The 15,692-nt window shown below is 56.5% G+C and carries 14 protein-coding genes; 8 read left to right on the forward strand and 6 right to left on the reverse strand.

Annotated features, from left to right (window positions below):
* Positions 1-148 precede the first annotated feature (148 nt).
* The 3 genes from HMPREF1207_RS20655 (at position 149) to HMPREF1207_RS20665 (ending at position 3,909) form a co-directional block, all read left to right on the forward strand.
* The gene (locus HMPREF1207_RS20655; RefSeq protein WP_009676740.1) at positions 149-1,282 is read left to right on the forward strand and encodes a GNAT family N-acetyltransferase; all 1,134 of its coding nucleotides are present in this window, start codon (positions 149-151) and stop codon (positions 1,280-1,282) included.
* Between the two features lie 133 nt (positions 1,283-1,415).
* Positions 1,416-2,363 carry an aminopeptidase gene (locus tag HMPREF1207_RS20660; RefSeq protein WP_036740497.1) on the forward strand — a complete coding sequence of 316 codons (948 nt, stop codon included), beginning with the start codon at positions 1,416-1,418 and terminating at the stop codon, positions 2,361-2,363.
* 316 nt (positions 2,364-2,679) lie between these two features.
* A complete protein-coding gene (locus HMPREF1207_RS20665; RefSeq protein ID WP_009674979.1) occupies positions 2,680-3,909 on the forward strand; it encodes an MDR family MFS transporter in 1,230 nt (409 codons plus the stop codon).
* Positions 3,910-4,063: 154 nt separating this feature from the next.
* Here the strand turns inward: HMPREF1207_RS20665 and HMPREF1207_RS20670 are convergent, their stop codons facing one another.
* Positions 4,064-4,306, reverse strand: coding sequence for a hypothetical protein (locus tag HMPREF1207_RS20670; protein WP_009675004.1), 243 nt, complete (start codon positions 4,304-4,306; stop codon positions 4,064-4,066).
* A 391-nt stretch (positions 4,307-4,697) separates the two neighbouring features.
* Positions 4,698-5,858 (reverse strand): THUMP domain-containing class I SAM-dependent RNA methyltransferase, encoded by a 1,161-nt coding sequence (locus tag HMPREF1207_RS20675; protein ID WP_009674987.1) that lies wholly within the window; start codon positions 5,856-5,858, stop codon positions 4,698-4,700.
* A 276-nt stretch (positions 5,859-6,134) separates the two neighbouring features.
* Between HMPREF1207_RS20675 and HMPREF1207_RS20680 the strand changes: the two genes are divergently transcribed.
* Entirely contained in the window at positions 6,135-6,809 is a 675-nt protein-coding gene (locus HMPREF1207_RS20680) for an O-methyltransferase (protein WP_009674993.1), read from the forward strand.
* Positions 6,810-7,038: 229 nt separating this feature from the next.
* Here the strand turns inward: HMPREF1207_RS20680 and HMPREF1207_RS20685 are convergent, their stop codons facing one another.
* The gene (locus tag HMPREF1207_RS20685; protein WP_009675017.1) at positions 7,039-8,250 is read right to left on the reverse strand and encodes an MFS transporter; all 1,212 of its coding nucleotides are present in this window, start codon (positions 8,248-8,250) and stop codon (positions 7,039-7,041) included.
* 249 nt (positions 8,251-8,499) lie between these two features.
* On the opposite strand from HMPREF1207_RS20685, the gene HMPREF1207_RS20690 reads away from it, so the two are divergent.
* The 3 genes from HMPREF1207_RS20690 (at position 8,500) to HMPREF1207_RS20700 (ending at position 11,877) form a co-directional block, all read left to right on the forward strand.
* Positions 8,500-9,720: a spore coat protein gene (locus tag HMPREF1207_RS20690; RefSeq protein WP_009675024.1), complete on the forward strand. Its 1,221-nt coding sequence runs from the start codon at positions 8,500-8,502 to the stop codon at positions 9,718-9,720.
* A gap of 155 nt (positions 9,721-9,875) precedes the next feature.
* On the forward strand, positions 9,876-10,502 hold the full coding sequence (locus tag HMPREF1207_RS20695; RefSeq protein WP_009675000.1) for a fumarylacetoacetate hydrolase family protein: 627 nt from the start codon (positions 9,876-9,878) through the stop codon (positions 10,500-10,502).
* A gap of 46 nt (positions 10,503-10,548) precedes the next feature.
* Positions 10,549-11,877, forward strand: coding sequence for a CapA family protein (locus HMPREF1207_RS20700; protein WP_009675015.1), 1,329 nt, complete (start codon positions 10,549-10,551; stop codon positions 11,875-11,877).
* A gap of 81 nt (positions 11,878-11,958) precedes the next feature.
* Here HMPREF1207_RS20700 and HMPREF1207_RS20705 read toward each other — a convergent pair whose 3' ends face one another.
* Positions 11,959-12,291, reverse strand: coding sequence for a hypothetical protein (locus HMPREF1207_RS20705; RefSeq protein WP_009675006.1), 333 nt, complete (start codon positions 12,289-12,291; stop codon positions 11,959-11,961).
* Between the two features lie 164 nt (positions 12,292-12,455).
* Here HMPREF1207_RS20705 and HMPREF1207_RS20710 point away from each other — a divergent pair, with 164 nt between their 5' ends.
* Positions 12,456-13,307: a DUF92 domain-containing protein gene (locus HMPREF1207_RS20710; protein WP_442512604.1), complete on the forward strand. Its 852-nt coding sequence runs from the start codon at positions 12,456-12,458 to the stop codon at positions 13,305-13,307.
* A gap of 119 nt (positions 13,308-13,426) precedes the next feature.
* Here the strand turns inward: HMPREF1207_RS20710 and HMPREF1207_RS20715 are convergent, their stop codons facing one another.
* Entirely contained in the window at positions 13,427-13,816 is a 390-nt protein-coding gene (locus tag HMPREF1207_RS20715; protein ID WP_009674980.1) for a LapA family protein, read from the reverse strand.
* An 80-nt stretch (positions 13,817-13,896) separates the two neighbouring features.
* The gene (gene pepF, locus HMPREF1207_RS20720; protein WP_170318686.1) at positions 13,897-15,687 is read right to left on the reverse strand and encodes an oligoendopeptidase F; all 1,791 of its coding nucleotides are present in this window, start codon (positions 15,685-15,687) and stop codon (positions 13,897-13,899) included.
* Positions 15,688-15,692: the final 5 nt, after the last annotated feature.

Consider the following 15,692-nt stretch of genomic DNA (forward strand, 5'->3'; position numbering starts at 1 on the left):
TTTGCGGCCTTCCGCCGGGACGAAGCTAGTACTTTTGAACGCAAAAGCACGGTTTTTCCGGAGGGAGAAGCGGCTCAAAACTGGTTTTTACTGGGCTCTTTCCAGTGATATAATAGTGATATACATAGGGAAGAGGAGGAAGAGACAGATGATTGCTATCCGAAAATTATCCGAATGTACCCTTGACCAGGCCGTTCAGGTATGGAACGACGGGTTTTCCGGGTACTTTGTCGACATGACGACGAATCCGGGCGCCTATATGACGAGACAGGCGTACGAACAATTATCGCCGCAGCATTCCATTGTCGCTTTTGACGGGGAACAGCCGGTCGGGTTTGTTTTGAACGGAATTCGTATGGCGGGGGGCCGTAAAATTTCCTGGAACGGGGGTACCGGAGTCATTCCGGCGTACAGGGGCCAAGGAGTCGGCCGTAAACTGATCGAAGCCTCGCTGGACATTTACCGCGAAGAAGGCGTCGATACGGCTACGATCGAAGCGTTTGCGGACAATGCCCCGGCGATCGCTCTCTATGAAAGCGTGGGATACGTCACGCGGGACACGGTGCTGGTCCTCCGGAAAGCGGGCGGAGCTGCGGGTGTCGGTCCGTCAGAGGGGACCGGTGAGAGCCGGGGAGCCTTGGGCGATGCGCTGCCTCCGGCGGCCGCAGAGACCGATGCAGCGGCCGTACGCGCGGGCGGGTCTGCCCATGCCTCCGGCGGCTCAGCGGCGCGGCAGGCGGACGCGCCGGAGGAAGGCCGGAGAGGGCATGGCGCCCTGTCGGCAGCGGAAGCAGGGCAGCCGGATGGCGGCCGGTCCGCCGGCAGGGCTAAAGCGGCAGCGGCGCGGCATAACGATGCCGCCGGTCGGTACACGCTGCGCCACGGCACCGCCAGAGACGCCGGTCTCCTGCCGTTCTATCCGGCCCTGGGTGCGTGGCGGGGGCATTGGGCCAGCTTGCCGGCGGGAGAGTCGCTGATTATGCTCGAAGACGGCAAGCCGGCCGGCTACGCCCTGTACATGCGCGTCTACGAAGCTTCGGGCAAACTTGCCGGTGTCACCCTTTACCAGTGTGAAGCCTCGCCGGACAACCGGGACCCCGAGACTATGCTCAGGACTCTGCTTGAGACGGTCCTGGACGGTTACGGGGAAGTCTCGTTCAGCGCTTCTCATATTCCTTCGAGCCGGACGGATCTGATCCGCCTGCTGGAGGAGAGAGGGTTTGAAACCGCTCACGAGATGGTCTGGATGACTCGGGACATGACGGAAGAAGGCCGGGCGTGATACGATAGCGGGACAGCTCCGGCCGGCAGGAAGGCTGGCGGCGTCCCGGGTCGAAAGAAGACCTGGCGCCGTCGACCATGTTATTCCGCCGCCGGGCAATCCGAAAGATTTAAAGGAGATTGTAACGATGACTATGGACCGTTCTCTAATCGAGATCAGCAAATCGCTGCTGCAGTCGAGCCTCGGCGTAAAGCCGGGCGAGCTGCTTGTCGTTGTGGCCGACGACTATAAGAAAGAACTTGCCGAGCATGTGCATCAGGCCGGACTGGAGCTGGGGGCGGATGCCTCCCTCGTCGTCATGAAGCACCGTGAGAAATCCGGCGAGGAGCCTCCTGCTCCGGTTGCGGCGGCGATGCGCGAGGCGGATGTGGCCATCTGCCTCACGCAGCACTCGCTGACGCATACGGGCGCGCGCAAGGCAGCGGCGGCCAGCGGCACACGCGTGGCGACGATGCCGACCATCACGGAAGATATGTTCCGTGAAGGGGCGATCTCGGCCGACTACGCTCAAGTGCGCGAGCTGACCGAGCGCGTGACCGCCCGGCTGACCGCCGGGAGCCGGGTTAAGATCGAGAAGGAGCACACGGCGCTCACCTTCTCGATCGCGGGCAGAGCGGGCGTGCCCAGCACGGGCGTCTACCTGAATCCGGGCGAATCGGGCAACCTCCCTTCGGGAGAAGGCTACATCGCCCCGGTGGAAGGGAGCGCTTCGGGCACGCTGCTCGTGGACGGCTCCATTGCCGGGCTCGGCAAGGTAACGTCTCCGCTTACGCTGACCGTGGAGAACGGCCGCCTTGTCGGAGCGGACGGGGAGCAGGGCGAGGCTCTTCTTGCCGTGCTTGGCGACGGAGACGGCCGGCTGCTGGGCGAGTTCGGCATCGGCACGAACGACAAGGCCCGGATCACCGGCGTCGTGCTGGAGGACGAGAAGGTGTACGGCACGATCCATGTGGCGTTCGGGAGCAACAATACGTTTGGCGGAACCGTAGCGGCCGGCGTCCACATCGACCTCATGGTGCTCTCACCGCGCGTGTATATCGACGACGAGCTGATTTTGGAAAACGGGCGTCTGCTCGTGTGACCCGGCGCATGGACGGAGCTCTCTCTCGAGCCGCCGTTTGTCAGGCGACGCTGCACCGCGTGCCGGGAGCGACGTGGCGTGATTTTGACGATCGTTTATCCGTCCGGCTTAAAATTTGTCCGACCGGCGGAAGAGCTAGAGCTCTCCGTCTTTGATCTTGCTGTCCGTACCGGGCGGCAAGATTTTTTTGTTGTGCTGGACGAATTGTCGTGTATAATAACAAAAATATACAACAATTGACCGAAGGTAAACGAATGCCTTCCTGGTTACCCGGTCGACCGGATACCCGGAAATGTTCGGAAGGAGACTGATTGGCTTGAATCGAATACGGCATTTTTTATCTTCGTATCACCCGCTCGTGCACACGCTTCTGTTCGGTACAGTGATGGCGCGGGCAGCTTCCTCCATGAGTATGCCGTTTCTGGCGCTTTACCTCGTAGCCACAACGGATATGAGCAAAGGGATGATCGGTCTCGTTATCGGCGCAAGCTCGCTGGCGGGAACGGTAGGCGGCTTTATCGGGGGGACGCTCTCGGACCGGATCGGCCGCAAAGCGGTCATGCAGGGGGCGCTGTTTACATGGGCGGCCGTCTTTGTCGGCTTTTCGCTGGTGACGCACCCTCTGCTGTTTCTTCTGCTTAATCTGATCAGCGGCCTGTGCCGTTCGTTCTACGAGCCGGTCTCTCAGGCGCTCATGGCGGATTTGACCGAAAAAGAAAAACGGCTGCAGGTCTACTCGCTCCGCTATCTGGCGATCAATGTCGGAGTGGCGGTGGGTCCCCTGCTGGGTGCGGCCTTCGGGATGGTGAAGGGCTCGCTTCCTTTTCTTCTTACAGGGATCGTGTATCTGTTCTACGGAATCTTCCTTGTCGTTATGATGAGAAAATTCAAGGTTCAGACCGTATCCAAGGAAGTCAAGGAGAGGGTAACGTTCGCAGCCGCATGGAGAGTCGTCCGCAAGGACATGATACTGCGCTACCAGCTGCTGGGCGGGATGATCGGCGCGATCGGCTATTCCCAGATGTCCATTACCCTGTCGCAGTACGTGAACGAAAATTTTGCCCAAGGGGTCAAGCTGTTCGCGGCGATGATGAGCGTCAATGCCGTCACCGTGATCGTGCTCCAGATTCCGTTGTCCAAGCTGGCGGACCGGAAGTCTCCGCTTACGGCGATCGTCGTGGGGAATCTCCTGTTCGCGCTCGGGGACGTCGGCTTCGCGCTTTCGAACCACTGGCTGCTGCTGATCGCTTCGATGGTCGTTTTCACTATCGGGGAGACGCTCAATTTTCCGGCATCCACGATGCTTATGGACAAAATCGCCCCGGACCATATGCGGGGCACGTACTTCGGGGCGCAGACCCTTACCAGCCTCGGACATTTTGTCGGCCCGTGGATCGGCGGTCTTCTGCTAGCCTCAATCGGCGGCAATATGTTTCTGGTCATGGCGGTCGTGACGGTCACCAGCTCGTTTTTATACTGGCGTGGAAGTCACCTGCTTACAAAACGGATAGAAGGCGAATACACCTCCGCCACCGGGTCGGTATAGCCGCCAAACAAATGTGTTTTGTTTCCCGGGCTTATCCGACAAAGAAAAAACGGCCTCTTCGCCCGCATACAGGCGGCTGGAGGCCGTTTTTGATTCTTTTTGGTATGGTTCAGAGCGGTGAATGACTGCGATGTTCACTCTTGCTTGCCGGACTTTATCGTACCGTAACGGCCGCTGTTGTAAGCTTCGCTTCGGTCTGCAGACCCTCATCCGCTTTGGGGCTGACTACGACCGCGAGCAGAAAGGCGAGAACAGAAACGACCACGGCCGTTTTACGAAACAGCGGGTGATGAAGAAAGCGGAACCGCTGGTTCTGGCCTTTCGATTTCGATTGAACGAGAGCTGCGAACATAAGCATAGAGATAAAAAATAAGACAAGCGCCAGAATACCTTGCATAGCGGTTCCCCCTATAAATAATAAAATTGTCAGAAATGATTGGGTACTATTTCCTATGAAAATAGTACCATATACAAAGGAAAATGGGAAGAATTTATCAAAATTTTATCAAGTTTTTTTGTTTCTGTTCATTATTGTGAGATTTATGAGTATATAGGCCCGGTTTTTCCGGGCTCAAGCTCCACAAATGGCGTTGTCGTGTGCCCGGTATTTACTTTTCGCCCATTACTTGCATTTCCCGGTTGCGCGGTGTGGCGTCGCATGACGGTTCACCGAAGTTTCTCCGGCTAAATCGGGGCCATGGCAGCCTGCGGACAAAATAAAACCCCGTTTCGTTCAGCTAATGAACGAAACGGGGTTACGGTTAGACCGGACAGGCGCAAATCTGCCGTTATTGATCGACGGGTTCCGTATTCCGGCGGCGCGGCGGCAGCGGGCCGAAATATTGATACAGTTGGCATTCGATCCGTCCGTTAAACAGCTTGCGGCGCTTGTCGGCCGGACGGGTGAAATAATGCTCCAACTGCTTGCTCGGTGACAGGACGAACGTGCTCCATGTATGAAGCGAACCCGTCAGCTGTCCGAGCTGGCGCAGCACGCGCTCCACTTCCTTCTGTTCGCCGAGCCGTTCGCCGTATGGCGGGTTTGTGATCAGGCAGCCGAAGTCGCTACGCGGCTTCGCTTTGGCTACCGGCTCGACGTAAAACTTGAGCTCCTTGGAAAGGCCGGCCGCTTTGGCGGCCGCCTCGGCGACCTCAATCGCTTTCGGATCGATGTCGGAGCCCGCTATTTCCAGCGGAATGTCGTCGTTCAGGGAATCATAGGCCTCTTCCCGGGCCTGCTCCCAGCGATCCTGGCCGATAATGTCCCAATCCTCCGAGGGGAAGGAGCGGCGAAGGCCGGGTGCGATATTCCAGCCCGACATGGCGGCTTCGATCAGAATCGTGCCGGAGCCGCAGAACGGATCGTAGAGCGGGCGGTCCGGCTTCCAGCGGCTCAGGTTTATCAGAGCAGCAGCCATCGTCTCCTTGAGCGGAGCTTCGGTCACAAGCTTCCGATATCCCCGTTTGTGCAGGCTCGGACCCGTCGTATCGATCGTCAGCGTGGCGATGTCGTTAAGGAGAGCGACCTCAATCACATAGCGGGGGCCGTCTTCTTCGAACCATTCCGTTTGGTAGCGTTCTTTCATTTTCTCAACGACGGCTTTTTTCACGATGCCCTGGCAGGCCGGGACGCTGGAAAGCTGTGATTTATGGGAACGGCCCTCTACGGGGAATTCGCCGTATTCGGGAATCCAGGCGGGCCAGTCGAGTGCTTTGGTGCCTTCAAACAAATCATCGAAAGTCCGTGCTTCAAATTGCCCCATTTTGACAAGAATGCGGTCGGCGGTACGCAGCCACAGGTTCGTCCGGCAAATCGCCAGTTCGTCCCCGGTGAAAGTAACCCGTCCGTTCTCGACGGTTACATCCTCGTAACCGAGCTCTTTGACCTCTCTTGCTACGATCGCTTCCAGCCCCATGGGACAGGTGGCGATCAAATCCAATTTAGCCATGCTTTCATTTCCTTTCGGGTGGTATCCGTGTAATTTCTAAGTATAGGCGAAAGAGGCGCGGGAGACAAATGCCAATGTTGCCGAAATCAACCTTCGGACGGTTGAACACGCTTGTTTTTTCATATACAATGACCTCACAGATCAACGCCGTACGCACGCATGGGGTTCACGCGTCGCAACGGTGCGTTTGGCTTGGCCGATGATCCGGCTGTTCCAGGACTGTCCCGTGCATGGAGGATAGTTTCTGAATACATATGCAGAAAAGAGGAATGACCCGTGGAAAAAAGGACGGTTCAAACAAACGGGGGTTCGGAGAAAGCGGCTCCGGGGCCTGAGGAATACCTGGAAGCTCTTTATGCGGAAGATGAGGCGCTGGCGCTGGTAAAAGAGGCTATTCGGGACAATAACATGCCCGATATTTCGGTTGCTCCCGGCTATGGCCGCCTGCTCACCATGCTCGTGGGACTGACGGGCGCCAAGCGGGTGCTTGAAATCGGAGCCCTTGGCGGCTACAGCGCCATTTGCCTGGCTAGAGGGCTTGGCGACGGCGGACAGGTGCTCTCCCTGGAGGTGAACGCCGCCTTCGCGGAAACGGCACGGCAGAACGTGACCAAGGCCAGCTTCGGGGACAAGATCGGATACCGGGTGGCTGACGCCGTAGAAAGCTTAGCCGCGCTGAAGGAGGAAGGCGCGAAGTTCGACTTCTTTTTTATCGATGCGGATAAAGTGAATTACCCGGCTTACCTGGACTATGCCATCGAGCTGGCCAACCCGGGCGCCATTATCATAGGCGATAATATTCTGATGCGGGGGCGGACGATCGATGCGGCCGTTACGAAGAAATCGGTCGAAGCGATGAGGGAATTCAACCGCCGGTTCGCTTCCGATCCGCGCCTTGAGAGCACAATGCTTCCCGCTTACGACGGGCTTGCGGTGGCGCGGGTGAAATAGGACTCCGGGCTCGCATGTCTTCCGTTGACCACGGTCATGTGACGCCGAGCACCGCGCGCTGGGAGCTTCGCACGGTGCGAATGAGTTACAAACAACAAAAAGAACGATCCACCCGGACACATCCGGCCGAGGATCGTTCTTTTTTGTTTGGTTGGCGGTTGAAGGCGTCTGACCGCCGAAGCGGTTCCGTCGAGCGCTTTTCTACTCCGCCCATCCACCCGTTCGGTCTTTACAAGGTTCCGTCTGAAATCTTGTGCTTGCCGAGCAGCGTGCGGTACGACCAGGCCGCGTTAATGGCAAGCATCACGGTCGCGAACAGGAACAGTTCGCGAATGTTCAGGAAGCCGGACAGGGCGCCGCCGATAACCGGTCCCATCATGTTGCCGAGAGCCAGAGCGCTCGTATTGAAGCTGTACGAACGGCTTTCCATTCCGACCGGCGTGTAGGTCCGGATCAGGGAATTGACCGTCGGCAGAAGCCCGCCGATAAAAATGCCGAGGCAGAACCGGGCCGCCATCAGCTGCCAGACGTTCTGCACAAAAGCCTGCGGAATGAAGAAGATGGCCGCGCCGATAAGCGAGACGAAAAGGATGCGCTGGGGGCCGATCCTATCGGACAATTTTCCGAGAAGGGGGGCGGCCACCATGTTCGAGAACCCGGTGATCGAAGCGACAAGTCCCGCGTAGAAGGCGAGCAGTTCCCCCGAGCCGTGGAGCTCCTCGACGAAGAGCGCCATCAGCGGCATGGAGCACTGGATGGAGAACTGGATCACGAACGTGATCGAATACAGCGTCGGCAGCTGCCGGATCGGCCTCAGGTCCTTATAACCCTGAATGACCGATATTTTCGGCTGCTTTTTGGCTTCAGCCGCATTGAACTTCTCCTTGACCAGCAGCATCGTCACCATCGAAGCGATAAAGAGCATGGCTCCGGTTACATAGAAGATGTACCGGAAGCCGATAAGCTCGGCCAGCAGACCGCCGATAAACGGGCCGAGAATGGAGCCGGCTACGGCACCCGACTGGAGCGTTCCCATCGCAAATCCGATATGCTCGCGCGGCGTGTTCGTCGACATGAGAGCGACGGAAGCGGGAGCGTACCCGGAGATCGTGCCGTTGACGAGCCTCAGCAGCAGGAGCACCCACGGGGCATGCGCAAAGCCCATCGTCGTCATGACGGCAGCCATTCCGAAGCCGGAGCGCAGCAGCATCACTTTGCGTCCGTAGCGGTCCGCCATTCCTCCCCAGAACGGTTGGAAGAGGAAGGAAGTGACGAAGTTGCCGGCAAAAATAATGCCTGTCCAAGTTGCGATTTCCTGCGCGTCCTGCAGGCCCATCTCTTTGAGATATAAGGGCAGAAACGGCATGATCATGGTCATGCCTGCCATTACGAAAAACTGTCCGACCCACAAAACCGCCAAGTTTACTCTCCAATTGATCATGCAATTCCCCCATTTCTAGTTGTACATGCTTTGCTTTTGCGCCGTCCTGGAATTCATCCCCTTATTATATCACAAAAAGAAGATATTTTTTCCTTCATCCTCAGGAAGGGGCTCTTTGTGGATGCGAGCTTCTAGGATTCTAGTTATCTTTAACCCGGTAAGGCGGGAGCAATCGGTTTCCTATGCATAAATTTCCCAAAGACAGGGAATTGTAAGCGTAAAGGAACTTACAAAAGGAGCTGTTTTCCCATGCCATTCGGAGCCCATGAAACGTTAGAGGTCCACGAAGTATTGACCGAAAAAATAAATATGATCCGGCATTTTTCTTTTTACGCCCGGCAGGCCCGGCATCCGCAGGTGAAAGCGATCGCCGAGCATCATCTTCAAGCGGGGGTGCAGCACTATAACGAGCTGGTCGCTTACACGCATGATTACAGCGCCGCGCGCGGCCAGGCGCCCTACGGCCAGCCGCCGTTTGTCTCGGTCCAGGATATTTTGTACGGCCTGCGCCATCCTGCCCCGGTCTCACCGGAAACGGACGGCTCCTTCAATGACGAGCAGATTTTATCCGCCATGCTCTGCTGCCACAAAAACAACGCGAAAAATCAAATGACGGCCGCGCTGGAATGTGCCGATCCCAACGTCCGCCGGATGCTTCTTACAGCAGCCGACGCGGCCGCGGATCATGCCTATGAAGTATTTCTGTTCATGAACAGTCAAGGCCAGTACCAGGTTCCGACGCTTCACGATCATACGGCCAAAACCTACCTGCACACCTTCCAGCCGGTTCATGAAGCGGATTTCGGCCAGACGGCGGGAAACTACGGCCAAGGTTACGGCTACGCCCAGGAATTCGGCCATGCTCCCGACTACGGCCAAAATCACTTGTACGGCTATCCGGGTGCCGGCGGCAGCCAGCCGCATCAGCAAAGCCGCCCGCAGCAAAGTTACCAACCGCATATCCACCAGCCGGGCGACTATGGCTACAACGGGGGTTACAGCTCACAGCCGGATAACGGCGGTTACTCCGCATACGGAAGAACGGAAACGGGCTATGCGGATCATTCTTACGGCAGCTCGGCTTACAGAGGACAAGGGCAGCAGCCGGACGCTTACGGCTCCTCACAGCCGTCCTCTTATACGGGAGGCGGCACTTCCGGCTACGGCGCCGCTTACGGATATGAGAGCGCAGGCCAGCAGGCGCTCTACCAGACGCCAAACCCGTCCTACACACAGGCTTCCAATTCCTCATATCAAGGAGACCGGAATTACACGCCGCAAACCGGTTCGGGAACCCAGCAGCAGCACCAGTCCGGCTACGCCGCATCCGCCGCCGGGACCAGGCAGGCTTCCCACGCCCAGACGTCTGTCAACTCCCAAAGAGGCGGGCAGGAAGAGAAAACGGACGAACCCGACAGCGGGGCGCTGACTTCCAAAGCGGGCGAATCTTCCTCCAATCCGATTCAATAAGCGTTAAGAAGTGTAGCCGCGACAGCCGTGAAACTTCCGATAAAAATCAGTTTAAAACCGGTGTTCTCCTTGAGGCCCCTTAGCGGAACGTTTATAATCGCTAGAGGGCCTTTTTCCATGAATGCCCTTATTCAGAACGGGGAGTTGAGTGACCGATGACGGGAACTGTACGCAACATTTACTGTGTAGGACGCAACTATAAGCTTCATGCCGCCGAACTGGGCAACGACGTGCCGGAAGAGCCGATGATCTTTACGAAACCGACGCATGCGCTTGCCGCAATGGAAGGGGATTTGCTCGAGCTGCCTCAAGGCAAAGGAGAAATCCACTACGAGGGAGAGCTCGTTCTTCATATTTCCAAGCCCTATTCGCCGGGAATGACGGTGGATGAGCTTGTCGATTCTTTCGGACTGGGGATTGACTTCACCCTTCGCGACGTTCAAAGCGTCTTGAAGAAAAAAGGCCATCCTTGGCTGGCCGCCAAAGGATTTTTGAACTCCGCCGCTCTGAGTCCGCTTCGCCCGTTTCCGGGTGCCGCAGAACTGGAAAAGACGGAATTCAAGACCGTGCGCAACGGCGAAACCGTCCAACGGGGCAATATCGGGGAGTTGATTTTCCCGCTGCAGGCTATCGTTGATTATGTGGCCGCAAACTACGGCCTTGGAGCGGGGGACCTGATTTATACGGGCACGCCTGCCGGCGTCGGAGCCTGCGCGGACGGGGATGTGTTCGAGCTTCTCTGGGGCGCAGAAACCTTCGGCCGCTGCACAGTTAAGCTGTAAGGAGGGATAGGATGAACTGTCCTGCCGCGGAAAGTAGAGGGGGCCGATGAAGAAACAGAGGTTGACCCTTCTTATCGTGTCTGCGATCTTCAGCGCTGTTCTCCTTACAGGACTGCTGCTTGTCAAAATAAAAATGGACGCGGCATCCGTTCCGCCCGCCGCATCGTCTTCCGAACGGCCGGTCGCCAAGACGCCCGGAGACAATCAGCCCGCCTCTTCCGCGGTGCCGGCTCCGGAAAAATCGCCCGTGCCCGCGGCATCTTCGGCCCCGGATAAAGCGGAGGAGTCGGCGGAGGCTGCCGCAAGCGAACCGACCGGCAATAAAGAAGCCAAACCGGCGGATAAACCGGCGAACCCGGGGGTAGCCAAAGCGACCGAAAAGCCGAAGGGTTCGCAGGACACGGCTCCTGCCGTCCGCAAAAAAGTGGGCGATCATGAAGCCGTTGATCTTATTTTTGCCGGGGACGCACTGATGGATTGGTCCGTGAAGGAAACGATCAAGAAGAAGGGGCCGGATTATCCTTTTCAGTTTGTAAAAAAGGAAGTCTCCAAGGCGGATTACGCCTTTGTGAATCTGGAAACGTCGGTGACCGACGCGACCGAGAAGGATACGAACCAGCTCTATAATTTCAAATCGGACCCTCCGTCCTTGAAAGGATTAAAAAATGCCGGATTCGATCTCGTTTCCATAGCGAACAATCATGTGCTCGATTTCGGGAGACAGGGTTTTCTGGATACGCTGAATCACCTGAAACAGACGGGGCTCCCTTATATCGGGGGCGGCCGCAACGCCGCGGAAGCGTACAAAGCCAAAACCGTCGAAATTAACGGGGCCAGGATCAAATTTCTTGCCTTTTCCCGGTTTATTCCGACCCGGGACTGGTTTGCGGGTCCCGATACGCCGGGGATTGCTCAGGCTTACGACAAATCCGCCGTTCTGCCGGTCATCCGGCAGGAAAGCAAGGACGCGGACTATGTATTCGTCTATATGCACTGGGGGGTGGAGAAAAACCACAAACCGGAAGAGTGGCAGCGGACCTTCGCCAAAGAAATGATCGATGCCGGGGCCGACGGAATCATCGGGAGCCATGTGCACGTTCTGCAAGGATTCGAATTTTACAAAGGCAAGCCCATCGCGTATTCCATCGGCAATTTTTTATTTCCCGATTATGTGAAAGACGCGAAAGCGGACACCGGACTTCTTAAATTAAAGCTGATCAACGGAAAGATCACGGCAGAATTCAACCCGTATTACATTCAAAAAGATCAGATTGTGAAAAGGGACGCGGCCTACGACAAAAAGCAGATGGATTTTCTCCAGTCCATTTCTTACGGCGTCAAGATACGCGGCAAAGCCATCGAACCCGCTTCCTGAAAAGCAGAAAACACACCTCCCGAGTGGGGGTGTGTTTTGCTTGAAAGGGCGATTTTTGCCATAATGGACCTAAGGCAGAATTTAGCGGGAAGCTTCTTCCTCGCGTTCGTTCTGAATCGGGTCGGGAAGCAGGCCTTCTTCCGTGAGGTCCTCGTTGGTTTTCATGCCTTCCATGTCTTTGCCGAGCTGTTTGATTTCATCCATGTTCGGCGCCATCGAACCGTTCATGACCTCATTGATATCGCGATTCGCGGAATTTTGCTTGGCGTCATGATATTCATGCTCTTTTACGGATTCAAGATCTTCATTCTCATATTTACGGACGTTATTTTTCTGATTGGTGTAGGGGTTGTGCTTATTTTCATCCGTAATCGGGTTGATGTCCTCGTTCGGTTTGTTTTGGTTGGTTTCCATGATTAAAATCTCCCCTCATAAACGAATGTGTGATACGGGATCTACCCTTATTTTTACCCGAAATACGGAAAACGAAACCCGCGGTTTGCAGCCGCCGGCTTTTGCAGGCAGTGCTTTGCCCTGCTCGGATGATTGAAAGAAGGGGAGATGAGAGAATGTCGGGAATGGATGTGTGGATAGGACTGCTGGGAAGCGTCCTGGTGGCGGGAGCCGCTTATTCGAAGCGCTCCCTGACAGCGTCGGGTGCGGCCGCGGCGGTTGTCTTGGGCACGCTGATGTATTCGCTCGGCTCGGCCGCCTGGTTCGGCACCCTGATCGCGTTTTTTGTTGCCTCGACGCTGCTGTCCAAGTACAAGCACAAGCGAAAAGCGGCCATCGAATCGGGCTACGCCAAAAGCGGCAACCGGGACGCCGGACAAGTGGCCGCAAACGGGGGGCTGGGGCTTCTGCTCTGCATCGGCTCGGTGATCGCCCCTCATCCCGCCTGGTGGGCCGCTTTCGTAGGCGTTATGGCCGCCGTCACGGCGGATACCTGGGCTACGGAAATCGGCGGGCTGAGCCGGACCGCTCCCCGCTCCATCCTGACGGGGCGCAAAGTCGCCCCCGGCACGTCCGGCGGGGTCACCGCGCTCGGGCTGCTCGCGACTTGCGCGGGCGGGCTCTTCATCGGCGCGGCGGCGTGGCTGCTGGCCAGGCTGGGGAGCGGCGCCGTCACGGGAGCCGCTCACGCCGTCGGAGCGCAGCATCCGCTGGAGACGCTGCTGCCGCTGCTTGCGGCGGGTCTGGCCGGCGGCCTCGCCGGATCGCTATCCGATTCGCTGATCGGCGCGAAGTGGCAGGCGATGTACCGCTGCGCCGTGTGCGGCCGCGACGTCGAGCGCGGCTCGCACTGCGGCTCGCCCGCCGAGCCGCTGCGGGGCTTCGCCTGGATGACGAACGATGCCGTGAACGTCATCGGTTCGCTCTTCGGCGGCGCGGCGGCGCTTGCGGCGGCCCTGCTCGCAGGCTGGCTGTGAACAGCCTGGGGACCGCTGCCCGGCGTTCCGGCCGAAGCAGCAAACTCCGCCGAAACATGAAAAAACCTCCATCCCGGCAGGCCTTAACGGCCGTATGGATGGAGGTTTTTCGTTTTGTCTTACAGCGCGCCGGAGTTGTTCTTGCCGAATTCTTTCTGGACGGGAGATTCCTCACCCGGCAGACGATCTTCGTAAGAAGCGGAAGCGGCTTCTGCGGCGGCAGTTCCCGGCAGCACTTCTGTATCGGCCGGAACGGCGGATCCTTTGAGCTGTTTGCGAAGCTCCTTGATTTCCTTCTGCATCTGTACCTGACGCAAAATGCCGAACAGACCGACGATAAGTCCGCCGAGAACGGTGGAAATCACGATGACCAGAATGAGGGGCGCGTTCGTTTCCATAAACACGAAATTGACACGAACCTGATCCATGTTTACCACCGCGAAAACCGTCGTAATAAGGGCAAAAATAAGAGCGCCGATCAACAGCCATTGAATACGGTTGGATTTCATGGAAAATCTCTCCTTTAAACCGGCAAAAAGGCCGTGAAACCGTTCATCGGCCTTTAAGCTCGGGGTAAAGTCCGCGTGAATTACTTCGTCAGCTCTTCCATCTGATCAAGCACGGAAGCGAATACGCTCATCGCCTGCTTGATCGGTTCTGGAGTTGACATGTCCACGCCGGCTTTTTTCAGAATGTTGATGGAATAGTCGCTTCCGCCGCTCTTCAAGAAGCCGAGGTAGCGTTCCACGGCAGGCTGGCCTTCGTCGAGAATCTGTTTGGAGAAACTCGTGGCAGCGGAGAAGCCCGTCGCATATTTATACACATAGAAGCTGTTATAGAAGTGTGGAATACGCGCCCATTCCATTTCGATATCTTTGTCCACTACCATTTCTTTACCATGATAGAGGGTATTCAAATCATAATAGATTTTGCTGAACTCCTGTGCCGTAAGCGATTCGCCCTTTTCCATCTTCTCGTGCGTGATTTTCTCAAACTCGGCGAACATGGTCTGGCGGAACACGGTCGTACGGAACTGATCGGCATAGTAAGTAAGCAGGTACAGCTTCTTCTTCGGATCGTCCGTATGCTTCAGCAGGTAGTCCATCAGAAGCGCTTCGTTGAGCGTGGAAGCCACTTCGGCCAGGAAAATCGTGTACTGGGCGTCCCGGTACGGCTGATTTTCATCCGACAGGTACGAATGGATCGCGTGACCCATTTCATGCGCCAGCGTAAACATGCTGTTCAGATTCTCTTTGTGGTTAAGCAGCACGTACGGGTGCGTGCCGTAAGCGCCCCAGCTGTAGGCTCCGCTGCGCTTGTTCTGGTTTTCGTAAATATCGATCCAGCCGTCGTTGTAGCCTTTTTCCAGCGTTTCCACATAGGATTTGCCGAGCGGAGCCAGGCTTTCCTTAATCGTTTCTTTCGCTTCGTCGTAGGTGACCTTCATCTTGAGATCGTCTACAAGCGGCACGAACAGGTCGTACATGTGAAGTTCATCGAGTTTGAGCAGCTTCTTGCGCAGCTTCATGTAGCGCTGGAGAAGCGGAAGCGATTCGTGAATCGTTTCGATCAGATTCGTGTATACTTCCGGTTTGATGTTGTCGCCGAAAAGGGACATCTCAAGAACGGACGGATATTTACGAGCCTGCGAATAAAAAATGTTCTTGTTGATGTTGGACGAAAGCGTGGCGGCTATCGTGTTTTTCTGCTTGGCATACGTCTCGTAAACGGCTTTGAAAGCTTGCTCGCGCACCTCGCGGTCCCGGCTTTCGAGGAACTGGATGTAGCTTCCGTGTGTCAGCTCTGCTTCCTCGCCGTTCTCGTTCTTCACCTTCGGAAATTTCATGTCCGCATTGTTGATCATGCCGAAAATGTTGCTCGGAGCGCCGGACATATTGCCGGCCATCGCCAGCAGCGCTTCTTCTTCCTTGGACAGCACGTGAGGCTTCTGGCGGATCATTTCTTCCAGCGTCGTTTTGTATGGCGCCAGATCCTTGTTCTCCACGAGCGCCTTTAACTGCTCCTCGGAGAGGCTGACGATTTCGGGAGAGATGAAAGAGAGCGCTTGGCTCACTTCCACGCTGAGCTTCTGGGCTTTATCCGACAGAGCCTGGTAGGTAGGGTCCGTCATATCCTCGTGATGCTTCATGTTGGAGTACACGTATAGTCTTTCGGTATGTAGAGAAATATCGTCCTCCAGCTCGAAGCATTGCTTCACAGCGGCAGGATCGCTTAACTTGCCATGAAACTGGCCGATTTTGCCCAGCGCTTCTTTCGTTTCGTTGTATTCTTTGTTCCAGGCTTCTTGATTGGCGAAAAGATCCTCCAGCTTCCAGCGGTGCTCGGCCGGGACGTCTTTACGAACGGGAATTTGGTTCATGGGAA

Source organism: Paenibacillus sp. HGH0039, assembly GCF_000411255.1.
Lineage (GTDB): Bacteria > Bacillota > Bacilli > Paenibacillales > NBRC-103111 > Paenibacillus_F.